This window comes from Dactylosporangium sp. CA-139066 (assembly GCF_050936175.1).
Taxonomy (GTDB): domain Bacteria; phylum Actinomycetota; class Actinomycetes; order Mycobacteriales; family Micromonosporaceae; genus Dactylosporangium.
The window spans coordinates 7,831,535-7,854,737 of the sequence record NZ_JBNJNH010000001.1 but is presented as its reverse complement, the minus strand read 5'-3'; the positions used below and the strand labels follow the sequence as shown (position 1 = coordinate 7,854,737).

At 75.0% G+C, this 23,203-nt stretch carries 14 protein-coding genes; 6 read left to right on the top strand and 8 right to left on the bottom strand.

Translation table 11 applies throughout. The features are described 5' to 3' along the window. Positions 1–45 precede the first annotated feature (45 nt). Positions 46–645, top strand: coding sequence for a DUF2809 domain-containing protein (locus ACQEVU_RS35890; RefSeq protein WP_433331562.1), 600 nt, complete (start codon positions 46–48; stop codon positions 643–645). A gap of 48 nt (positions 646–693) precedes the next feature. Here the strand turns inward: ACQEVU_RS35890 and ACQEVU_RS35885 are convergent, their stop codons facing one another. Beyond that, positions 694–1,530 carry an undecaprenyl-diphosphate phosphatase gene (locus tag ACQEVU_RS35885; protein WP_433331560.1) on the bottom strand — a complete coding sequence of 279 codons (837 nt, stop codon included), beginning with the start codon at positions 1,528–1,530 and terminating at the stop codon, positions 694–696. A 68-nt stretch (positions 1,531–1,598) separates the two neighbouring features. Next, positions 1,599–2,282 (bottom strand): hypothetical protein, encoded by a 684-nt coding sequence (locus ACQEVU_RS35880; RefSeq protein WP_433331558.1) that lies wholly within the window; start codon positions 2,280–2,282, stop codon positions 1,599–1,601. Positions 2,283–2,339: 57 nt separating this feature from the next. Here ACQEVU_RS35880 and ACQEVU_RS35875 point away from each other — a divergent pair, with 57 nt between their 5' ends. Then, positions 2,340–3,893, top strand: a complete 1,554-nt coding sequence (locus ACQEVU_RS35875) for a diguanylate cyclase (RefSeq protein WP_433331556.1) — start codon at positions 2,340–2,342, stop codon at positions 3,891–3,893. A gap of 470 nt (positions 3,894–4,363) precedes the next feature. On the opposite strand, the gene ACQEVU_RS35870 is transcribed toward ACQEVU_RS35875, so the two are convergent. Then, positions 4,364–5,272, bottom strand: a complete 909-nt coding sequence (locus ACQEVU_RS35870; protein ID WP_433335204.1) for a LysR family transcriptional regulator — start codon at positions 5,270–5,272, stop codon at positions 4,364–4,366. Positions 5,273–5,380: 108 nt separating this feature from the next. Here ACQEVU_RS35870 and ACQEVU_RS35865 point away from each other — a divergent pair, with 108 nt between their 5' ends. From ACQEVU_RS35865 to murD, 4 genes are read left to right on the top strand one after another with little or no spacing between them, the layout of a single operon-like run. Then, positions 5,381–6,055 carry a succinate dehydrogenase cytochrome b subunit gene (locus tag ACQEVU_RS35865; RefSeq protein WP_433335202.1) on the top strand — a complete coding sequence of 225 codons (675 nt, stop codon included), beginning with the start codon at positions 5,381–5,383 and terminating at the stop codon, positions 6,053–6,055. A gap of 1 nt (position 6,056) precedes the next feature. Continuing rightward, positions 6,057–7,994, top strand: a complete 1,938-nt coding sequence (locus tag ACQEVU_RS35860) for a fumarate reductase/succinate dehydrogenase flavoprotein subunit (RefSeq protein ID WP_433331554.1) — start codon at positions 6,057–6,059, stop codon at positions 7,992–7,994. Then, complete coding sequence (locus ACQEVU_RS35855; protein ID WP_433331552.1) at positions 7,994–8,743, top strand: succinate dehydrogenase/fumarate reductase iron-sulfur subunit; 750 nt, start codon at positions 7,994–7,996, stop codon at positions 8,741–8,743. Before ACQEVU_RS35860 ends, ACQEVU_RS35855 begins: the two co-directional genes overlap by 1 nt. An 11-nt stretch (positions 8,744–8,754) precedes the next feature. After that, positions 8,755–10,104 carry a UDP-N-acetylmuramoyl-L-alanine--D-glutamate ligase gene (murD, locus tag ACQEVU_RS35850; RefSeq protein ID WP_433331550.1) on the top strand — a complete coding sequence of 450 codons (1,350 nt, stop codon included), beginning with the start codon at positions 8,755–8,757 and terminating at the stop codon, positions 10,102–10,104. Between the two features lie 58 nt (positions 10,105–10,162). Here murD and ACQEVU_RS35845 read toward each other — a convergent pair whose 3' ends face one another. From ACQEVU_RS35845 to ACQEVU_RS35825, 5 genes are all read right to left on the bottom strand, one after another. Beyond that, entirely contained in the window at positions 10,163–12,073 is a 1,911-nt protein-coding gene (locus ACQEVU_RS35845; protein ID WP_433331548.1) for a hypothetical protein, read from the bottom strand. Then, positions 12,070–15,543, bottom strand: coding sequence for a DUF5682 family protein (locus ACQEVU_RS35840; RefSeq protein WP_433331546.1), 3,474 nt, complete (start codon positions 15,541–15,543; stop codon positions 12,070–12,072). The genes ACQEVU_RS35845 and ACQEVU_RS35840 overlap by 4 nt, the downstream gene beginning before the upstream one ends. A 751-nt stretch (positions 15,544–16,294) precedes the next feature. Continuing rightward, on the bottom strand, positions 16,295–17,455 hold the full coding sequence (locus ACQEVU_RS35835) for an ATP-binding protein (RefSeq protein ID WP_433331544.1): 1,161 nt from the start codon (positions 17,453–17,455) through the stop codon (positions 16,295–16,297). Further along, a complete protein-coding gene (locus tag ACQEVU_RS35830; RefSeq protein WP_433331542.1) occupies positions 17,452–22,278 on the bottom strand; it encodes a hypothetical protein in 4,827 nt (1,608 codons plus the stop codon). The genes ACQEVU_RS35835 and ACQEVU_RS35830 overlap by 4 nt, the downstream gene beginning before the upstream one ends. Continuing rightward, positions 22,275–23,147 carry a DUF4132 domain-containing protein gene (locus ACQEVU_RS35825; protein WP_433331540.1) on the bottom strand — a complete coding sequence of 291 codons (873 nt, stop codon included), beginning with the start codon at positions 23,145–23,147 and terminating at the stop codon, positions 22,275–22,277. The genes ACQEVU_RS35830 and ACQEVU_RS35825 overlap by 4 nt, the downstream gene beginning before the upstream one ends. Between the last annotated feature and the right edge of the window lie 56 nt (positions 23,148–23,203).

Below are 23,203 nucleotides of genomic sequence, written 5' to 3'. Positions count from 1 at the left end.
GCAGGCCGGCATGTTCGGCAGGACACGGCCTATTACCATCGCCGGGTGCTGGGGACCACCAGAGCCGTTCGGCTCGCCGCGATCATCACCGCCGTCGCCGCGCTCGCCGTCGCGTTCGGCATCCGGGCCGTCGCCGGGGGTCACCTCGAGAGCAACGGGGTGCTGCAGCAGGACAGCGGCACCGCGCTCTACGCATCCGCCGTCTACGCCGGCGTAGTCTTCCTGCGGCCCCGCCTGAACCCGCTGCTCGCCGGCGCCTGGGCGCTCGGGTTCTGCTGGGCGATGGAGACCTTCCAGATCACGGGCGTGCCGCGCCGGCTCTCCGAGTACAGCATCATCCTGCGGTTGATCTTCGGCAACGCCTTCGACTGGAATGATGTCTGGTGGTACCCGGCCGGGATCGTGCCCCTGGTCCTCGCCCACCTCGCGACGAGGACCAGGGAAGCACCGAGAACCAGCGACGCGGCGGTCACCGGCGAGGCGGCGCGGACCGGCGACGCGGCGCCGACCGGCCAGGCGGCGCGGACCGACGACGCAGCGCGGATCGGCGACGCAGCGCGGATCGGCGACGCAGCGCGGATCGGCGAGGCGGCGCCGACCGGCGACGCGGCGCGGACCAGGGGCGACGGCCGTCAGGAGACGTGAGCGGCGCTCCAGCAGCCCGCCCCCTTGTGGCAGTCGCGTATCGATTGCTCAGGTTGCGTAGACGGCGCCGGTCCAGAGCAGGGCCATGATGATGCCGCCGACCGCGACGCGGTAGTACACGAACGCCGCGAACGAGTTCGTGGCCACGAACTTCAGCAGCCAGGCGATGCTGATGTACGCCACGACGAAGCTGATCACCGTGCCCACCGCGGTCGGCACCCAGCCCACCGTCTCGGCGATCTCGCTCGAGCGCTGCACGCCCTCGAGCAGGCCGGCCGCGGCCAGCGCGGGGATGCCGAGGAAGAACGACAGGCGGGTGGCCGTCACCCGGTCGAAGTTGCGCAGCAGGCCGGCGCTGATCGTCGCGCCCGAGCGGGACACGCCCGGTATCAGCGCGATGCACTGCGCCAGGCCGATGATCAGCGCGTCCTTCCAGGTCACGTCGCCCTCGGCCCGCTTCTGCCGGCCGAGGTACTCCGCGAAGATCATGACCAGGCTCCACAGCACCAGCGCCCCGGCCACGAACCACAGGCTGCGCAGCGCGCCCTCGATGAGGTCCTTGAAGGCCAGGCCGATGATGGCGATCGGGATCGAGCCGATGATGATGCCGATCGCCATCGTGAAGTCCTGGGTGCGCCGCGCTTCGGCGCTGCGCAGCCCGCGGAACAGGCCCGCGACGAACCTGATGATGTCGTTGCGGAAGTAGATGACCGCGGCGATGATCGCGCCGACCTGGATGACCGCGGTGAACGCCGTCACGCCCTTGTCGTCGATCGGGATGCCCATCAGCTTCTCGGTGATGGTCAGGTGCCCGGTCGAGGACACGGGGAGGAACTCCGTGACGCCCTCGACGATGCCCAGCACGATCGCTTCCCAGATCTGCAACGCCGTTTCCTCCTCGCCGTGGCTGATGCGCCGCAGGGGAACATACCGGACGGCGGCTGAGAACCTTCTCAGGCGTCGCGATGGTGCCGGTTGGCGTGCCCCTTCTTTAGCTCTTCGCGCAGCTCGGCCAGGTGCTCGGTGTCATCGGGCAGTTGCAGTGCGTCGAGCAGCTCCAGCGCCGGGCCGATCTCCAGCGAGCCGTACACGTCGTGGTAGCTGTACAGCACGCCGCCGAACACCGCCGGGCGCAGCCGTTCGACCGCCATCGCGGCCTGGTACACCGGGTACTTCAGCGCCCACGGCACCGGCCCGCTGACCTTGAGCACCGCCGCGGCCCGCCGCAGTACCGCCTCATCGGCCTCCGGCAGCGAGGGCACGTCCCGGCCGAGGGTCTCCTCGAACGCGCGCTCGACGGTCGAGATGTCCTCGAACCAGTCCACCCACAGCGAGTACAGCACCGCCTCGCTCGGCACCGGCTGCTCGAGGTGGTCGCGGACGGCCTGCCAGTGCGTCGCCCAGATCGCGTCGTCGTTCGCGGCATTGACGAACCAGCGCAGCTCCACCGTCACCCAGTAGGTGTTGAGCAGCTCGAGCAGGCCGAGGCCGATCTCGAGCTTGTCGGCGTCGGCGAGCTCCGCGTCGCCGCGGATTTCGGGCATGATCGCGCGGGCGGCGTCGTCGGGGTCACCCTCCGTGCTCAGCCCGTGCGCGGCCAGCCATTCGCGGGTGCGTTCAGTTCGTGCGGTCTCCACGATCGACAAGTATCGCCGGTTCTCAGATTTCGCGCGCGTCCGCCGATGGTGCGGGTCATGAGCGGCACACTTGTCGTCAACGCGGACCGGCTCGCGGCCGACGTCCTCGGCATGGAGGTCGACCGGCGCACCGCCGACCACGCCCGGGCGCTGGCCGCCGAGCGGGCCGCGCTGGAGCTCGGCCGCCCCGACCTCGCCGCCCGGGCCCGCCTGATCGCCGCGGACGCGCTGTGCCGCGGCGGAGATCCGGCCGGTGCCGCCCCGCTGCTGCACGAGGTGTACCGCTGGGCGACCCGCGAGAACGACCAGTACGTGCTGGCCAGGGCCTGTTTCCTGCTCTCGATCCTGCACACGTGCCTCGGCGACAACGCCGAGGCCCGCCGGCTCGCCCTGCTCGGCGTCGACCACCTGCCCGACTACGTGCCGCCGCTGATCCGCGGCCACCACCTCGTGCTGCTCGCGCTGTGCGTGGACGTCGTCTCGCGGGCCGACGCGGCGCCGTACCACGCCGAGGCCCTCGACATCGCGGCCGCCGCCGGCGACCACGAGCTCAGTCGTTCGGTGCTGAACAACATGGCGTACGCCGCCTACTGCGACGGCGACGCCGAGGCGGCCGGCGAGCTCGTCGAGCGCATGCGCCGCCTGGCCGAGCGCACCGGTGTCGAGCTGCGCCCGCCCGACCTCGACACCGTGGCCCGCGCGCTCATGCTGCAGGGCCGCCACGACGAGGCCGAGGCCGCCCTGCTGCCGCTCGTCGACCCGGCCGCCCGCCGCCGCGACGTGGAGGGCAACATGCTTCCGGAGGTACTGCTGACCCTGGCCGAGGCGCAGCGGCTCGGCGGCGGCCTCGACCGCGCGAGGGCCACCGTCGAGCGCTGCCTGGCCGTGTGCGCCGAGCGCGGCATGGCCGACACCAGCGCCCGCGCCCGGCGCGAGCTGGCCCGCCTGCACGCCGCGTACGGACGGTGGCGGGAGGCGTACGAGGAGCAGTGCCGCTACGACGACGAGTCGCAGGCGCTGCGCTCGGCGGAGCGGGAGGAGCAGGCCCGCCTGACCCAGCTGGTGTTCGAGAGCCGCGAGGGCCGGCGCGAGGCGGTACGGTTCCGCGAGATGGCCCTGCGGGACGCGCTCACCGGGCTGTACAACCGCCGCTTCGTGGATGCGCAGCTGCCGGCGTTGCTGGCCCGCGCGGCGCACCGCGGCACCGCGATGTCGGCCGCCCTGGTCGACGTCGACTTCTTCAAGCGCGTCAACGACACGTTGTCCCACGAGGTGGGTGACCTGGTCCTGCAGCGCATCGCGACGCTGCTCGCCGGCGCCGTCGACGAGCCGGCCACCGTGGCCCGCCTGGGCGGCGAGGAGTTCGTCGTCGTGCTGCCGGACTCGTCCGCGCCGGACGCGCTGACCCGCTGCGAGCGCCTGCGCCGCGCGGTCCAGGACCACGACTGGTCCGAGCTGACCGGTGCGCTGCCGGTGACGGTGAGCGTCGGCGTGAGCACGGTGGGCGCGGAGGGCGGCCCGACGGCGGCGGCGCTGCTGAGCCAGGCGGACCGCAACCTGTACGCCGCGAAGCGCTCGGGCCGCAACCGGGTCCTCGGCGACCCCTCCTGACGCGCGGCTCTTGGCCGCGGTCGCGCCTGGCGCGTCGGCGTGTGGCGCCGAGGTTGGATTTTGGCGAGCCCGAAGCCGACCCCGGCCTTCGCTGATCTGGCGTGGCCGCGGTGCGCGACCGGCCATCCTGACGCGCGGCTCTTGGCCGCGGTCGCCCTGGCGCGTCGGCGTGTGGCGCCGAGGTTGGATTTTGGCGAGCCCGAAGGCGGCCCCGGCGTGCCCGCGGTGCGCGACTGGCCATCCTGACGCCCCCGCTCTTGGCCGCGGTCGGGCCCGGCGCGTTCGCATGTGGCGCCGAGGTTGGACTTTGGCGAGCCCAAACCCGACCCCGGCGCGCTCGCGGTGCGCGACCGAACCCGCCGGGTGCCCTCGATATGTCGGGCGCTGACGCGCCACGACATATCGGACTTATACCCCGGCAGGCGAAAAATCCGAAAAGTCGTGGCGCGCCAGCGCCCGACTTTTCGTGATCACAACGCCTGCACGCCGACGGGGAGCGGGCCGCGTGACACGTGGTCGAGCAGCGTCGCGCGCATCGCCTGTGCCGCATGGGGCAGGACCGACTCCCGGCGTTGAGCCAGGGCGATCGTCCGGTGCACGCCCGGGGCCACCAGCGGCGTCGCGTGCAGCAGCGGGCGGTTCACCAGCGCCATGCTCGGCACCAGCGCCACGCCCAGCCCGGCCTCGACGAACGCCAGTACCGCATCCATCTCCCCGCCCTCGACGGCGTAACGGGGCGTGAACCCCGCGCGGCGGCAGGCCTCCAGCGTCGTGTCGCGCAGGTCGTACCCCGTGCGGAACATGACGAGCGGCGTGTCGCGCAGTTCCGCCAGGGCGATGCGCGACGACAGCGGGGTGACCGAGGCGACGACCAGGCTCTCCCGCAGCAGCGGCACCGTCTCCAAGGACGGGTCGGTGCCCCGGGCCGGCTCGACGATCAGCGCCAGGTCCAGCCCGTGGGCCACCAGCGCGGCGACGAGGTCCTGCGAGCCGCCCTCGTCGACGTGCAGCTCGATGCCGGGGTGCTCCGCGCGGAAGTCGCGCAGCACCTTGGGTACCAGCGACGTGCAGAGGCTCGGGGTGGCGCCCAGGCGCACGCGGCCGCGGCGCAGGCCGACGACCTCCTGGACCGCGTCGCGGGCGGTGTCGGCCTCGGCGACGATCCGGCGGGCCAGGGGCAGCAGCGTCTCGCCGGCCGTGGTGAGGACGACGGCGCCGCGGGAGCGGTCGAACAGCGGGGCGCCGAGCGCCGCCTCGAGCGTGTGAATTTGTTTACTCAGTGTCGGTTGGCTCACACCGAGTCGCTCGGCCGCTCGGGTGAAATGTCGTACTTCGGCGACGGATACGAAGTACCGAAGCTGCTGCAGCTGCACCGCGATAGCGTATGTCTATTGCCGCTGCGGGACTCATGCATTGGACGAATCGCGACCGCCGAGCTTAGCGTCGGGGGAGTGGCGGTAATAACGGCAGAACGGGCGACTCCGGCGATCCGGCAGAAAAGGACCTCGTCGGTTGCCCTGAAGATGCTCATGGCGGGGACCGGCATCCTGCTGGTGCTGTTCCTGTTCGCGCACATGGCCGGAAACCTGAAGATCTTCGTCGGCGCGACGGCGTTCGACCACTACGCGCACTGGCTGCGCGACATCGGCACCCCGCTGCTGCCGCACACCTGGTACCTGTGGATCCAGCGGGGCGCGCTGACCGTCGCCGTGCTCGGGCACATCTTCGCCGCCGTGGTGCTCGCCCGCCGGGCCCGCGCCGCCCGCCCGGTCCGCTACGCGCACCGGCCCAAGGTGCAGGGCAGCTACGCGGCGCGCACGATGCGCTGGGGCGGCGTCATCATCCTGCTGTTCGTCGTGTTCCACATCCTGGACCTCACGACCGGCACCGCCAACCCGGTCGGCGACCGGCAGCACCCCTACGCCAACATCGTGGCCGACTTCGCGCCCGCGCGCTGGTACGTCACCCTGTTCTACGCCCTCGCGATCATCGCGATCGGCTTCCACCTGCGCCACGGGATCTTCTCCGCGCTGCGCACCCTCGGCCAGCAGAGCCCGCGCGGCGAGCGGATCGGCCGGGCCGCGGCCCTCACGCTCTCGCTCGTGCTGGTCGTGGGCTACCTCAGCGTGCCGTTCGCGGTACTCACCGGATTGGTGAAGTGACATGACGTACTGGACCGAAGGCGACCCGATCGCCGACTCCGCCGCGCCGGACGGGCCCATCGAGACCCGCTGGGAGCGCCGGCAGTTCTCCGCCAAGCTCGTCAACCCGGCCAACCGGCGCAAGCTGAGCATCATCGTGGTCGGCACGGGCCTGGCCGGGGGCTCCGCGGCGGCGACCCTGGCCGAGGCCGGATACAAGGTCCGCTCGTACTGCTACCAGGACAGCCCCCGCCGCGCGCACTCGATCGCCGCGCAGGGCGGGATCAACGCCGCCAAGAACTACCGCAACGACGGCGACTCCGTGTACCGGCTCTTCTACGACACGGTCAAGGGCGGCGACTTCCGCGCCCGCGAGTCCAACGTGTACCGCCTGGCCCAGGTGTCGGTGAACATCATCGACCAGTGCGTGGCCCAGGGCGTGCCCTTCGCCCGGGAGTACGGCGGCCTGCTCGACAACCGCTCGTTCGGCGGCACGCAGGTGTCGCGCACCTTCTACGCCCGCGGCCAGACGGGCCAGCAGCTGCTGCTCGGCGCGTACCAGGCCCTCGAGCGCCAGATCGCCGCCGGCAACGTGGAGATGCACGCCCGGCACGAGATGCTCGAGCTCATCGTCGTCGACGGCCGGGCCCGCGGCATCGTCGCCCGCGACCTCGTCACCGGCGAGATCACCACCGACCTCGCCGACGCCGTCGTGCTCGCCTCCGGCGGGTACGGCAACGTGTTCTTCCTGTCGACCAACGCCAAGGGCTGCAACGTCACCGCGTCGTGGCGCGCGCACCGCCACGGCGCGCTGTTCGCCAACCCCTGCTACACGCAGATCCACCCGACGTGCATCCCCGAGTCCGGCACGCACCAGAGCAAGCTCACGCTCATGAGCGAGTCGCTGCGCAACGACGGCCGGGTGTGGGTGCCGCAGCGGCGCGGCGACGACCGGGCGCCCGCCGACATCCCCGAGGACGAGCGCGACTACTACCTCGAGCGGATCTATCCGTCGTTCGGCAACCTGGTACCGCGGGACATCGCCTCCCGCGCCGCCAAGAACGTCTGCGACGAGGGCCGCGGCGTCGGGCCCGGCGGGCTCGGGGTCTACCTCGACTTCGCCGACGCGATCGCGCGGCTGGGCCGGCCGGCCGTCGAGGCCAAGTACGGCAACCTCTTCGAGATGTACGAGCGGATCACCGGCGACGACCCGTACGTGACCCCGATGCGCATCTACCCGGCCGTGCACTACACGATGGGCGGCCTGTGGGTCGACTACGACCTGCAGTCCAACGTCCCCGGCCTGTTCGTGATCGGCGAGGCCAACTTCTCCGACCACGGCGCCAACCGGCTCGGCGCGTCCGCGCTCATGCAGGGCCTCGCCGACGGGTACTTCGTGCTGCCCAACACCATCAACGACTACCTGGCGGCGGGCCCGTTCCCGGCCGTCGCCGCCACCGACGACGCGGTGCTCGCCGCGCGCTCGGCGGTCGAGGAGCGGCTGGCCAAGCTGCTCGCCGTGAACGGCGACCGGACCGTGGACTCCTTCCACCGCGAGCTCGGGCACATCATGTGGGAGTACTGCGGCATGGAGCGCACCGAGGAGGGCCTGACGAAGGCCGTCTCGCTGATCCGCTCCCTGCGCGAGGAGTTCTGGAGCCGGGTCAAGGTGCCCGGCACCGGCGAGCAGCTCAACCAGAACCTCGAGCGCGCCGGCCGGGTCGCCGACTTCTTCGAGCTCGCCGAGCTCATGTGCGTCGACGCCCTGCACCGCGCCGAGTCGTGCGGCGGGCACTTCCGGGCCGAGAGCCAGACCCCCGACGGCGAGGCGCTGCGCCACGACGACGAGTTCGCCTACGTCGCCGCGTGGGAGTTCGCCGGTACGGGCGAGCCGCCGGTCCTGCACAAGGAAGTCCTCGAGTTCGACTACGTCCACCCGACCCAGCGGAGCTACAAGTAATGGACATCAAGCTGCGCGTGTGGCGCCAGGCCGGCCCGGCCGACAAGGGCCGGATGGTGACGTACGAGGTGAAGGACATCTCGCCGGACGCCTCCTTCCTGGAGATGCTCGACGTGCTCAACGAGCGGCTGATCCTGGCCGGCGACGAGCCGATCGCGTTCGACCACGACTGCCGCGAAGGCATCTGCGGCATGTGTGGAATGATGATCAACGGGGTGGCGCACGGCCCGTTGAAGGCGACCACCACCTGCCAGCTGCACATGCGCCACTTCTCCGACGGCGACACGATCGACGTCGAGCCCTGGCGCGCGGCGGCGTTCCCGGTCGTGCGCGACCTCGTCGTCGACCGCAGCGCCTTCGACTCGATCATCCAGGCCGGCGGGTACATCACCGCCCCCACGGGCGCGGCGCCCGACGCGCACGCGACGCCGGTGCCGAAGGTGGACGCCGACGCCGCGTTCGAGGCCGCCACCTGCATCGGCTGCGGCGCCTGCGTGGCCGCCTGCCCGAACGGCTCGGCGATGCTGTTCACCGCGGCCAAGGTCGGCCACCTCGGCCTGCTGCCGCAGGGCCAGCCCGAGCGCGACTCGCGCGTGCTGGGCATGGTCGCCGCGCAGGACGAGGCCGGCTTCGGCGGCTGCACCAACGCCGGCGAGTGCACCACGGTCTGCCCCAAGGGCATCCCGCTCACCCTGATCGGGAGACTGAACAGCGACTACCGCAGGGCGTCGACCGGCCGGCGCCGATAAAGTACCGACTCATGCAGCTGTCGGAGCTCGCCGGGCGGCGGGTGGCCGTGTGGGGCACGGGCCGGGAGGCGATCGCCGCGATCGAGGCGATCGTCCCGCACGGCCCGGCCTCCCTCGTCGCCGTGCAGGACAAGACCACGTTCCTGGCCACGAAGTGGGAGGGCCGGCTGGCCGAGCTGGCCCCGCTGCACGAGGGCGAGGCCATCGGCCCGGCCCTCGAGGGCATCGACGTGCTCGTGCGCTCACCGATCGTGGGGGAGTCCAACCCCTGGATCCAGGAGCTTCGCCGGCGAGGGGTTTCCATCACGGGGGGTACCGCCCTGTGGATGGCCGATCACGCCAAGCACACGATCGGCGTCACCGGCAGCAAGGGCAAGAGCACCACCACCACGCTGATCGCGCACCTGCTCGCCGCCGCCGGCCGCCCGAACCAGCTCGGCGGCAACATCGGCGTCGCCGTCCTCGCCCTGCCGCCGGCCGAGACGTACGTGCTCGAGCTGTCGATGTACCAGTGCGCCGACCTGCAGGACTCCCCGCGCGTCACGGTCATCACCTCCCTGTTCGAGGAGCACCTGGACTGGACCCGCGACGGGCTGCCGTCGCAGTACTACGCCCACAAGCTCAACATCGCCGAACACGGCCCGGAGGCGGTCGTCTACAACGCCACCGACCCGACCCTCTCGGCCGAGCTGGCCGCCCGCCCCGGACTCCCGCTGGTGCCCGCCGCCACCGAGGCCTCCTTCCACGTCGTCGACGGCTGGGTTCTCTACGGCGGCGAGCGACTGTTCCCGCGCGACGCGTTTCCTCTCCGCGGTACCCACAACGCCGGCAACCTCTGCGTGGCCCTCGCGGCCCTGCAGTCCTACGGCGTGGACGTCGCCGCCGAGCGCGCCGCGGTCGAGGCGGGCCTGCGCTCCTACACGCCGCTGCCGCACCGCCTGACCCCGGTCCCGGACCCCTCGGGCGTCGAGTTCGTCAACGACTCCCTCTCCACCGCCCCGCAGACCACGGTCCACGCCATCGAGGCCTACGCGGGCCGTCCCCTCGCCGTCATCGTCGGCGGCCAGAACCGCGGCATCGACTACACGCCGCTGCGCGACTACCTGCGCGGCCGGGCGGTCGAGCTGACGCTCATCGCGGTCCCCGACAGCGGCGAGCACATCCTGGACGTCGTCGGCGACCTGCCGGGCATCACCCGCGTGGTCGCCGACGACCTCCCGGACGCCGTGCGCCGTTCCCGCGCCCTGATCCCGCCGGGCGGCGTGGTCCTGCTGTCCCCGGCGGCCCCCAGCTACGGCCGCTACGACAACTACGAGGCCCGCGCGAAGGCGTTCATCGAGGCCATCGAGGCCACCCGCTAGGCATCCGCCGCCGGCAGCCACAAGCTCTCGGCGCGGGCCCGCGCGAGGCGTTCACGCGCTACGGATCCGCCGTCGGCAGCCACGACGTCTCGGCGAGGGCCCGGGCGGCCGCGTCGGCGTACGTCGCCGCCGCCAGCCACGCCTGCGCGAACGCCGTCCCGTCGTCGGCCGCGAGCCGCCCGAACGCGTCCCGCGGCCGGTCGGCGGCCGCGGCCACGAGCGCTTCGAGCAGCCCCGCCCCCGTCTCGAGCCGCGCCGCCCGCATCCGGCTCGCGTCGCTCGGCCCCCGCCCGTTGGGGAACGTGAGCATGACCCGCCCCCCGGCCACGGTCCGTTCCAGATGCGCGGTGAGCCGCTGCAGCGTGGGATCGTGCACCGCCGGCCGCCACGTGTCGTCCGGTTCCGGCTTGCCCTCGTCGCCGCCGGTCGCGTCGGCGGCCTCGACCGGCTCGTCCGCCTCCGCCGCGGCCCGGGGGAGCTGGCTGCGGTGAAGGCGGTCGAACGCGAGGTCGACGTGCCCGCCCCCGGGCGCCGGCAGGTGCCAGGCCGGCCCGTCGGGGACCGGCGCGACCGCGAGCGGCAGCACCGTGCCGGGCCGCCCCGGATCGGGCCGCGCGATGACCAGCAGCTCCAGCCCTTCGGCCCGGCCGAGGACGCGCAGGTTCTCGCGGTACCCGAGCGCCGGATGATCCACGGCCACCCGCATGAGCAGCGCCATCCCGTCCGCCGCCCGTGCCAGCACCGCATCCCCGTCGGTGCCGAGCACGCTCACCCGCAGGAACAGCAGGTCGCCGCCCGCCACCCGGTCGGTGATGGGCACCGCCAGGGCCTCGAACGCCCGGTGTACCTGCTGCGCCACCGGCTCCGCCCACAACCCGGCGAGCGGCTCCTCGTGCCACGCCGACCCGGACGCCGTCACCGCCTTGACCCCGCGCCCGGCGCCCAGCTGCCGGCTCCCCGCCGCCGTCGCCCCGGTCACCACCAGCCCGGCCCGGGTCAGCCCGCGGTGCGTCAGCGCCGTCTCGCCCATCGCGATCGTGGCCCCGCCGGCCCGGGCCGCCCGCCGCGCGTCGCCCGGCATGAGGTCGGCGATCATCCACAGCCGGCCGCCCCGGTCCGCCGCGTACGTGACGACGCCCGCGTGTCCGGTCCCCGCGAGGACCGCGGTCGTGCAGAGCCCGTAGAGCCGCAAACTGCCCTGGAGCTGGTACTGCCGCCGGGCGCTGCCCAGCCACCCCTCCGCCACGGCCCCGCCCCGCAGCCGGTGCGTGACGGTCAGCAGCTCCCGCAGCGCCTCGCCGAGGTCCGCGAGCCGGTAGTGCGCGTCACCGGCCCGCGCGGCCTGCAGCAGCGAGGCCACGACGCGCGCGGCGGCCGCCGCCCGGTACACCTTGCACGCCTGCGCCTCGTGCGCCGCCCGCAGCAGCGCCGCCCGCGCGACGGCCCCTGACCCGGTCACCCCGTCGGCGAGCACCCCGGCGGCGGCCCGCCACAGCTGCGCCACGGCCGCCGCCTGCTGCGTCGTGAGCACCTCCGCGCCGTCCTCCGGCACCAGCTCCGCGCACGTCGTATCCGGTGCCTTGGCTTCCTCGCCGGCCGCGACCTCGCCGTTGCCCGCAGCTGGTGCGGGCTCGTTGCCGTCGGTCGTGGGCTCGCTGCCGTCGGTCGTGGGCTCGCTGCCGTCGTGGATCGGGGCGAGCGAGAGTACCGACGCGCGGTGCAGGCAGTTCGGCGCGAGCAGGCACGTGCAGGTGACCGCCTCGGGCGCGCGGACCACGCCGCCGGTCACGGTCAGCGTCACGGTGGTGGCATCGTCGATCGCGACCGCGTACCGGTCGCCGTCGCGCGTCACCGGCCGATCGGCGAACTTCGCCGCGCTGTCGTCGAGCTTCTTGCGCAGCCGGGCGGGCAGCGCGTCGACCGCGGCCACGAGTACCGGCGCCTCGATCGGCGGCAGAGCGTCGCTCATGATCGCACCTTCTCCGCGACCCACCGGGCCAGCTCCAGGGGGCTCAGCGCGGCCACCGGCATCCCGGCCGCCACGAGCTGCGAGGCGACCGACACCGAGTACCGCGGGCGCCCCGCGTCGTCCAGGCTCGCGCAGCCGAGGACCGTCACGCCCGACTCGACGAGCGCGCGCGTCTCGGCGAGGAGGCCGCCCACGGGGTACCCCTCCTCGAAATCGCTGACGAGCACCACCAGGGTCCGCGACGGTACCGTGACCAGGCTCCTCGCGTGGCGCAGCCCCTTGGCGATGTGGGTGCCGCCGCCGACCTGGACCTCCAGCAGGAGCGTCAACGGGTCGCTCACCCGGTCGGTCAGGTCGACGACCTCCGTCGAGAACGCCACGAAGTGGGTCGTCAGCGCCGGTACCCCGGCGAGGATCGCCCCGGTCAGCGCCGACCAGATCACCGACGCCTCCATCGACCCGGACACGTCCACGACGAGCACCAGCCGCCAGTCCACGCCGCGGCGCGCCCGGGTGCGGAACACCGGCCGCTCCGGGATGACCTGCACGCGCCCGTCCGCATCGCGCCGCGTGGTGGCCAGGTTGGCCCGCAGCGTCCGCGCGAGGTCCAGCGCCCCGCCCGGCCGGTACGTCGGCCGCGGCGTCGTGATTCCCGCCAGCGCCGGCCGCAGCCGCGTGGCCAGCCGCCGCGTGAGCTCGTCGACGATGCGCGCCACGAGCGGCCGCAGCCGGGCGACGGCGCTCTCGGGCATCCCGCCGGCCAGCGACAGCACCGTCTGCAGCAGCTCGACCGACGGGTTGACCCTGTCCGGGTCGAGCAGCATGACGGCGTCGCGCCGCCCGGCCTCGGCGGCCCGGGCCAGGACCTCTTCGCGGATCCCGGTCCCGAACAGGGCGGCCAGCTCCTCGGACCACTCCCGCACCCCCGGGAACGGCGCCTCCCGCCCGGCCCGGCCACCCGCGTCGGCGGCCGCCCCTTCCCCCGTCCCGGCCCCGTACAGCTCGTCCAGCGCCGTCGCGTACCGCCGCGCCGCCCCGGCGAGCTGCTGATCCTGCCGCCCGAGCAGCAGCCGCCACCGATCGAGTACACCCAGCTCGCGGGCCTCCTCCGCGGAGGGTTCGGCCACCACGTCCGGTGCGCCCGCGTCGGCGGCCGGTGGCTCGACGCCGGCCGGAGCCGGTGGCAGCAGGCCCAGCGACTCGGCGGCGGCGCGCCCGGCGCGGTCGGCCAGCAGATGGTGCAGCAGCACGGCCGGGTCCGTGTCGTTGAGGGCGTGCGACGCGCCGTCGCCCACGCGGTCCTCGACGACCGCGAGCAGGCGGTCCCGGGCCGCCGGGCTCACCGCCTGGAAGCCGCCGCGCAGGGCCGGCAGGCGGGCCAGGAACGCGGCGTCGGACAGCGACTCCACCCGGTCCAGCAGGCCGTCCAGGGCGTCCGGGCCCGCCTGCAGCAGGGGCTCGGCGGCGGCGAGCAGTCCGCGCAGGTGGCCCAGCAGGCGCCGGCGCGACTCGTCGCTCACCGCGGCGTCGACCCACGACGCGACGCGCGTGCCCAGGGTGGCGGGGGTCGACAGGCCGAGCAGCACCTGTACCGCACCGGCTGCGGCGGCCATCGTCGGAGTCGCCGTGGCCGTCAGGCGGGCCAGGGCATCGGCCAGGCGAAGACCCACACCGGCGGCGTCGGCGCGGCGCCCGAGGGCCACCAGGGCGTGCACGTCGGCGAGGTCGTCGGAGCCGGCGAGGCCGTCGACCTGGCGTACCGCGGCGGACTCCAGAGCCTCGGCCAGCGCCGGAAGGTCGGCCAGCCCCGCGGCGTCCGAGGCCGGCAGCCCGGGGATGTGCCCGTTGCGGAGGCGGTCGAGCAAAGCCAGGGCCCGCATCAGCTCGTCGAGGGTGGCCGCCGCCGGGACCTGCTCGGCCAGCTCGATCAGCCGCTCACCGGCCAGTCCCGGCAGCCCGCACTCGGCCGCCTCGGCCAGGCCGGCGACGATCTGCGCCGCGGTCGGGCCCTCGGCGCCCTCCTCGGCGCGGCGGCGCTCGCGCAGCGCCCCCTCGGCGGCCTGCGCGAGGGTCACCCCGCGTACGCCGGCGACGTCCAGCATCGCCTCCGTCCCCGGCGTCCACTGGATGCTCCACCGGGTCGTCAGCGCGTCCACGCCCGCGGTGCCCTCCACCGCGGTCCCCTCGGCATAGGGAACGTGACAGGCCACGAGCCGCCGCAGCGCGACGTCGCGGCGCCGGTCGAGGTCGGAGCGCAGCGGGTCGAGGCGCAGGTCCTTCTGCGGCTCGCCCGGCCCCGGCAGGCGCAGCCTCGCCAGCTCCGCCTCCGCCGCGGGCCGCAGCCCGGAGCGGGGCGCACCCGGGGCGAGGGCCCCGCGGACGCTGCCGACCAGCACGGACTCCATCGCGGCGGCGACGACGCGGCCGCGGCCGAGCACCTCACCGTGGGCGAGCACGCTCTGCAGCGACTCGATCAGCTCGCCGCGCCCGGGCGCGGGCAGCCCCCGCAGCCGCGCCAGGTCTATGGCGAGGCGGAACACCTCGCGCGCCTCGGCGGGCCCGGCCGGGTGCCCGGCGGCGCGGACCTTCGCGCACACCTCGACGACGCTCGCCAGGGCCGCCGCCTCGACCGCCTCGGGACGGCCGCCCGCGTCGACGACCGCCTGCTGCCAGCGCGGGTCGCGGATGCCGGCCGGGTACCCGGATCGGGAGTCGAGCAGCGCAAAGCTGTACGGCACCAGGGACGTGACCACCGCCGCCTCAGCACCCTTGTCGAGAGGCGCCGCGGGTGCTGCAGCGTTCGACGACGGCACCGGGCCGACCGTTTCGGCGAGCGGTCGTGCTACGCGCCGCAGCTGACGGCCGAGCGCCGCGCCCTGCTCGACGTCACCGATGTCGAGCAGCGCCGCGGCATGGAAGGAGCCGACGACCGCGGCGGCGCGGCGGGGCGCGACCTCGGCCAGGCAGCGGCGCATCCAGGCCTCGCGGGCGAGGTCGAGGGACGCCATGCCGGTGCCCTCGGCGGCGTCTCGCCGCATGGCCCAGCCGACCAGCAGCGCCGCGCGGCGGACCGACTCAGCGGAGGAGCCGGGGGCGCGGGCCTCGACGACGCGGTCCCACATGTCCTCGTCGGCCCGGCCGGTGGCGGAGCGCTTGAGCGCGTCGCCGAGGAAGGACACGGGGGCGCCGGCCGGCCGGTCGGCGGACTGCCAGGCGCGGGCGGACAGCGGCAGGTCGCACGGTACGACCTCGACCCCGTTGCGGGCCGCCCAGCGCACCGCGGCCAGCTCGGGGGAGAAGTCGGCGAACGGGTAGAACGCCGGGGAGCCGTCGCCGCCGACCACGCCGGCGAGCGCCACCGGGGCCGTGGTGGCCGGGTCGGCGAGCCACGGCAGCCAGGAGGCGAACTCCGCGGGGAGCTCCAGCAGCAGTACCTCGGGGCGGAAGCCGTCCAGCAGCTCCCCGATCACCGCGGACAGCGCCGGCGAGTGGTGACGAACACCGATGAGGAACGGCGCGACACTGCCGGCAAGGTCCGCCAGCGCCCCGTCGGGCCCGCCGGCCGTATGGCCCCCAGCGGTTCCCGACGCGAGCGCTCGGTCGGAGCCAGCGGCCGTAGGGCCCTTGATGGCAACGGATGCGAGCGCGTGGTCTGAGCCGACGGCCGTAGGGCGCTCGACGGCAACGGATGCGAGCGCGTGGTCTGAGCCGACGGCCGTAGGGCCCCCGGCGGCGACCGGCACCGGCACGCGATCACGGCCGGCGGCCGTCGCATTGCTGGGGGCTGCCGCGGCGTCCGCCGTGGGCGCGGTCCGTGACTCCCGGGCCTGCGGCGTCCGCGCACAGTCCCCGCCACTGCGACGGCCGGTGGCCATTGCAGTGGCGGGCTGGGCCGAGCGCGCGGCTTCCGACCCAGCAGAGCGCACGGCGCCGGCGGCCGGAAGCGGCCCGGTGCCCGGCGAAGGCAAGGGTGCGACGCCGGAGGACGGCCGCGGTCCGACGCCGGGGGACGGCCGCGGTCCGACGCCGGGGGACGGCCGCGGTCCGGCGCCCCGGGAGGACAGCGGTGCGGCGCCGGGGGAGGGCGGCGGCGCGGTGCCCGGGGAAGGCGGCGGTGCGGCGCCGGGGGAGGGCGGCGGCGCGGTGCCCGGGGAAGGCGGCGGTGCGGCGCCGGGGGAGGGCGGTGGCGCGGCGCTGCCGGTGGGTGGCAGCGCCGGCCGGTCAGGGCTGGAGGTCATCGCGCAGCTCCCAAAGCCGCCGCCACAAGCGGGCGCCGTCCTCGGCGCGGCGGCGCACCGCGCCGTCCCAGTAGCCGAGCAGCTTCGCGCTGTCGGACGGGTCGTCCTTGCACACGACGCCCAGGATGTGGGCGGGCAGCAAGGAGAGGACGTCGCGGTCGCCGGGGAAGTAGGCGGCGGCCAGGCCGAGGGACGTGGCGACCGCGACCGCCTCGGCGGTGCTCATCACGGTCGACGGGCGTTCGACCTCCCAGCCCTCGACCGAGCGGCCGGCGCGCAGGTCGCGGAACGCGGTGACCAGGGCCTCGAGGACCGCCTCGTCGACCTCGAACGGGGTCTGGGCGCGCTGCAGGGCGGCGCGGGCCTGGCGGCCGACGAGTGCGGTCTCGGCGGCCAGGTCGGGGATGGGGCCGACGGTCTCGAAGTTGAAGCGGCGCTTGAGGGCGGCCGACATCTCCGACACGCCGCGGTCGCGCAGGTTGGCGGTGGCGATGAGGGTGAAGCCGGGCGCGGCGTGGACCGTGGCGCCCGGCGTGCCGGCGAGCTCCGGCACGGCGATGCGGCGGTCGGACAGGATCGACACCATCGCGTCCTGCACCTCGGGCAGGCAGCGGGTGATCTCCTCGATACGGGCGACCTGGCCGGCCCGCATCGCGGTCAGCACCGGTGACGGGACGAGGGCCTCCGGGCTGGGGCCGTGTGCGAGCAGGAGGGCGTAGTTCCAGCCGTAGCGCAGCTGGTCCTCGGTCGTGCCCGCCGTGCCCTGCACCACCAGCTCGCTGGTGCCGCACACGGCGGCGGACAGCAGCTCCGACAGCATCGACTTGGCCGTGCCGGGCTCGCCGACGAGCAGCAGGCCGCGCTCGCCGGCGAGGGTGACGACGCAGCGCTCGACGAGGGCACGGTCGCCGACGAACTTGCGCGCGATCTCCAGCTTCGCCGGCACGCCGTCGGGACGGGCGCCCTTGGGCAGGGTCAGCTGCTCGCCGTCGCTGCCGACGATGAACGTGACCACGGCCCGCGGGGTGAGGCGCCAGCCGGGCGGGCGGGCGCCGCCGTCGAACGCGGCCAGGAACGCCAGCTCCGTCGCGTGGGCGTGCTCGGCGGGGTCGACCTGCCGCGGGCTGGTGACGGTGGCGGTCATCGGCGGCCTCTCGTGGTGAGTTCCTCGAAGCGGGGGTGGTCGCCGGCGACGATGCGGTCCCAGGCGAGGTGGAACAGCCGCGGCGCGGGCGCGGCCGGCACGACGGCGCCGAGGTCGCTGCCCTGCTCGCCGGCGCCGATGAGCAGGGCCAGCTTCCACCGCTCCAGCGGCAGCGGGCCCGGCGCCTTCCACGCCAGCCAGCCGCCGGGCAGGAACAGCGAGCGGCCGGCGCGGGGCCGCTTCGCCTCGACGACGAGATCGGTGGCGGCGAGCTCGGCCCGGGCGGCCTTGAGCCGGGCGGGCTTCCACCCGGTCCAGGCCGCGACGTTGCGGTCGCTCGGGTCGGGCAGGGCGAGCAGCTGCAGGTAGAGGGTGGCCGCGTCGGCGCCGAGGCCGTGGTGTGCGGCCACCGCGGCGACGAGGCCGGGGGCCGAGCGCGACGGGTCGTGCGGCGACTCGCTGTCGACCGGCTCGAGCCAGGCGTCGAGCTGGTCGCCGGCGACGGTCCGCAGCGCGACCATCGCCGAGTCGTGGCCGTCGATCGCGTCGAGCAGCGCGTCGACGCGCCGGTCGCCGAGGCCGTCGAGGCGGGCCGGCCAGACCCGGATGCGCCGCCAGTAGCCTTCGGCGTTCGCCGAGAAGGGGCCGGCCTCGATCCGCTCGCCGACCGGCTGGACGGTCAGGCCCAGCGCGGTGAACGCCTTGTTGAGGCTCGTCTCTTCGGTGCCGCCGAGGTCCAGCTCGAACTCGGGCGCGGCGGCCAGGCGCCGGGTGAGCTCCAGCAGGCGCGGCAGGTTGCGCCGGATCGGGTCGTCCTCGGCGAGGCGCCGCGACAGCCACGGCACGCCGCGCGCGACGGACAGCAGCAGGTCGTCGGCGTCGACGCCGGCGTCGAGCGCCTGCAGCCAGCGGCAGGTCTCGACGTTGGCCACGCCGTGCAGGAACTCCGACGGGCTCATCCCGGCGGCGACGTTGGCCCGGCGGCAGTCGACGATGAGGTCGTCGCCCACCGGGGTGCGGGCGCCGACGGCGCCGGCCCGCCACGTACCGAAGCGGGCGGCGTCGGGCCCGTCGGTCCACAGCTTCGCCGGGTCGGCCGGCAGCAGCGCCGCGTGGGCGGCCGGGCCGGAGCCGTGCGCGTCGCGCCGGCGCAGGTGCTCCACCGCCGTCTCGATCGCGGTTTCGGTGACGGTCTCGGCGGCCGGCTCCCAGCCCTGGGGCCGGTTCGCCTTCCACTGCCGGTCGTCGGTCGCGCCGGCCAGCAGCACGGTGGCCTCGGCGAGGCTGATCCCGGCCCCGGCGGAGACGGCCCGCACCGCGTCGGGCCGCAGCAGGTCGGCCGGGCCGGCGTGGGCGCGGCCGGCGGCGACGAACCGGGCCACCGCGGCGGAGTCGAGGCCGTGGCGCTCATACGCCCCCTCGCCGTTGCGCAGGTGGAACCGCACGGTGTGGCCGGGCAGCGGGCCGAAGCGGCCGTCGGCGCTGAACTCGACCCCGACGACCTCACCGTCGGCGGGGTCGACGCGGAACGGCAGCACCCGGTGGCCGCCGCCGAGGTCCACGGGCTCGCCGGCGCTCATCTGCGGGCGCTTGGTGCCGGAGTCCAGCACGACCCGGCGGGCGGAGCCGTCGAGCAGGCCGGAGCCGGCCAGGACGTCGAGCACGTCGAAGAGCACGGCCCGGTCGGCGGCCGGCGTCACCGGCGCGGCCGCCCGGACCATCACCGAAGGCACCGAGCCGAGGACGTCGAACCAGTCGAGGTCGGCGCCGGCGATCCACGGGGCCAGCGGCGCGCGCGGCTCGCGGCCGGTGAGCGCGGCGCCGGCGTCGAGGAAGACCCGCACCCACTCGCGGCCGTGGTCGTAGCAGCCGGGCTTGAGGCCCTCGAGCACGTCGTCGACGACCTCGTCGGTGGGCAGGTGCCCGTCGGGGTCGGCCACCGCGGCGGCCGCGGCCGGCCCGCCGATCGTCTCGGTGAGGGTGGTGAGGCGGGTCAGGCGCACCGCGTTGCGGGCGGCGTGCTTGACCACCCCGGCCACGCCCGCGACGAGGGCGTCGTGACCGAGGCCGGGCAGCGCCGCCCGCACGGCGGCGCGGACGTCACCGTCGGGGAACACGAGCTGGTTGCCGTCGGTGGTGACGAGGTCCGACACGGCCGCGAGGAGCTTGCCGGCCGGGTCGTCGCCGAACGCGCGCAGCGCGGCCGACCCGGCCTCGTCGCGCGGGCGCAGCTGGTGCCAGAACTGCGGCGGCGGCAGCAGCCGGGTGCCCTCCGCCCACGGTGCCACGCCGACCGGGCTGGCCAGCGCGGCGAAGCGCAGGCCGTCGGCGGTCTGCAGGACGATGTCGGTCTGCCGCCAGTTGTGCTCGACGACGACGCCGTGCACCGCGTCGGCGCCCGGGAAGCGGATCGCGCCGCTGAGCAGGCCCATGCGGCCGCGGCGGACCGGGTCGGGCTCGCGCAGGGCGAACGTGCGGCCGTCGACCGACTCGCCGGCGTGCCCGTCGGGGGTCCGGCGGACCCGCCAGCCGACGAGGCCGTCGCGGTGGCCGAGCGGGCTGCCGGCCATGCGGGCCGAGGCCGGGCGCAGCCGGCAGGCGTGCACGATCAGCGGCTGGCCGTCGACCGCGCCGTCCTCGAAGAACGCCGGCATCGACAGCCGGCCCCGCTCGCCGGTCGCCGGGTCGTACTCCTGCCACCGCGTGCTGTGGTCCGGCGCCTGCACCTGCACCCAGTGGTGCAGCCCGTCGGTGGCGACGATGCCGGCCTCCTGGCCGCCCCGGTCGCCGGGGAACAGCGGCCGCCCGCCCGCGCTGCGCCCGCCGCCGGGCAGGGCGACGGACTGCTCGCCCGCGTCGTAGAAGCCGTCCCCGGTGATCGTGAAGACGTCGTCGGGCGCGCCGCTCCAGTAGCCGACCCGCTCGTTGCCACGGTTCCACACCACGAGCAGCTGCCCGTCGACGTAGCGCAGCGCGGTGCGCCACGAGTAGCGCCGCTCCTCCGGCGGGATGCGCAGCATGTGCTCCAGCTCGACGCCGTCGTCGCCCACGACCGCGATCCGCTCGCCGCGCCACAGCACCAGCTGCGGCCACTGGGCCTGCACCTGCAGCTCGTCGTCGAGCGGGAGCCGGGCGTCGGGGTGGATCGCGTCGAGGCCGGCCTCGAGCGCGGGCCAGCCGAACTCGTCGATGACCCCGGCGCGCAGCGTCGCGCCGAGCACCGGGCCGAGGTCGACCCGCATGATGCGGGCGATCGCCTCGGGGTTGATCGCGAGGCCCTCCGGGCAGGCGACGAGGGTGAGCCGGTCGAGCTCCTCGCCGACGGTGGTGAGCCCCTGCGCGGCGATGCGCTCGGCGAGCCGGTCGAGCCACCAGTGCAGCGCGGTGCGCAGGCCGGGCACGGCCGCGGCGCGGGCCACCCGGTCGGGCGCGACGGCCGCGCTGTCGGCGCGATACCACGTGCGCAGATACGACTCAGTGCTGTCGGCGATCCGCGGCCGGAGCCGGTCGTGGGCGGCCACCGCGACCAGGTCGCGCCGCCCGCCGGCGTCGTCGTTCATCCAGTCGCCGACGTCGCAGCGGGTGTCGTCGTGGACCTCGGCCAGCGGCACGCCGAGGGTGAGGACGAGGTCGACGAGGTCGAGGTCGATGCGGTGGTGGGCGCGGGCGAGGTCGACCGGGACGCCGTCGGCGCGCAGCCGCCCGGCCATCCGCTCGACCAGCGCGCAGAACCCGGCGTCGCGTGGGCGCCGCCAGCCGCCGCGGCTGCCGTCGGCGCGGACCAGCCAGCCGGCCGGGCCGTCCGGCGACGCCGCGCCCTCCTCGACGGCGTCGGCCGGGCCGACGAGCGCCGACGTCGCGCCGCTCTCCTCGAGGATGTCCAGCCACGTCGCGAACGGGCAGTCCTGCGGGAACATGCCGAGCAGCTGGCCGCGCACCCGCGGGTCGCGCCGGGCGATGCGGATCAGGGCCGGCCGGTAGGCCTTCCAGAACCCGCCCGGCGCCCGCTGGATCGACGGGGCGCCCAGCAGCTCGGCCAGCAGCCCGTCCTCCTCCTCGACGCCGAGGCCGGCCGCCTTCGCCAGCCGCCCGAGGTCGACGTGCATCTGCGCGTAGGGCGGCATGCCGCCGAGCGTGCGCTCCAGGCACAGCCGCCGGAACCGCTCGTAGGCGACGGCGGGCGCGCACCGGGCCGCGAGGTCGCGGGCGTGCTGGGCGAGGGCCTTGGCGGTCAGCGCGCCGGCGAGCGCGAACTCGAGGAACACCGTGTGCTGCCGGTCCTCGTCGATGTCGAGGGCGTAGAGCCGCTCGGCCTCGCGGGCCTTGCCGAACATGGTCGCCGCGTAGGTCTGGCTGTCGGCGGCGAGGAACGCGCGGGCCGCCTCCTCGTAGAACGTGGGCAGGAAGTGCGGCACCGAGCGGGCCAGCCGCTCGCCGAGCTCGTTGAACCCGTCGCGGGCCGGCCCGATGCGGGACTTGGCCACCCGGACCAGCCGCTCGATGTCCTTGACCAGGGCCAGGGCGTGGTGACCGTTGGCCGGGTCGTGCACCAGGGCCCAGGCCGGAAAGCCCAGCGCCTGCTGGCGCACCACGCCGACCTCGGCGATCGTCTCCGGCGCGGCGAAGCCCAGGAACTCCATGGTGAGGTCCTCGGCCTGGCCCAGCGTGCCGGGCACCAGCCGGACCACGCGGCGCTCGCCGAGCACCGGGTGCACATAGGTGCGGGTGGTGAGCGTGTCGACGGTGTCCTTGGCGGCGTCGGTCCCGGCGGGCAGCACCGCGCCCGCGTCCAGCAACGCCTCGATGTTCAGCTCCGCGCTCATGCCTCCTCCTCGCTCTCCTCGACGACGCGGCCGGCGTAGAGCGCCGCGGCCATGCGCATGCCTTCGGACCAGGCGACCGGCCCGACCTCGGCGAGCGGGATCCCCTTGCCGTCGGCGTGGACGAAGACCAGGTCGCCGGTCTCGGCCTCCGCGTAGGGGTCGTCGGCGCCGACCCAGCTGCGGGCCTCCAGGCCGCGGCCGTCCTCGAAGACCCGGCAGACCGCGTAGCCGCCGCGGACCGGATAGCCCAGCGACGCGGCCCGGGCCATGAGGTGGCGCAGCTCCCCGAACCGGCCGCCGGCGTAGTCGCGGACGCTGCTCGCGCCCGCCTCCAGGTCGTCGGGGCGGGTCCAGGTCTGGCGGAACAGCTGATCGACGGACTGCGTGACGCCCAGGTCGGCGGCGAACTCGCGCAGGTCGGCGAGGTCGGGCAGGCGCACCGGGTGCGGCACCGCGATCCGCTCGGCCGCCAGCCGCACCGTCTCGCCGTCGAGGTTGACCACGCCGATGCCCTCGGCGGTCGCGTCGCGCAGGAACCCGGCCTCATCGGGGTCGAAGCCGCCCTCGTCGTCCAGGACCGCGACCACGAGGTCGGTCAGCGCCGCCCGCCAGGTCTCGTCGGCCCACACCCGGGCCAGCAGCGCCGCCGGGACCGGCAGCGACCGGATCATCCACAGGTCGACCTGCTCGCGAACCTCGGCCTCGTGCCGGGCCAGCCACTCGGTCAGCTGCCGCAGCCCGGTCACCACCGGGTCGTCGCGCAGCGCCGGTGGCAGCGACTTGAGCACCTTGCCCTTCTGGTTGCGGGCGGCTATCCGCCCCGCCTCCAGCGTCACCTCGTAGCCACCGGCCGTAGCCAGCCACGCCATGCGATCCGCCTCCCGCCGCGCCGCGCTTCCCATCGATGCCGGGGAGACTAGCGAGG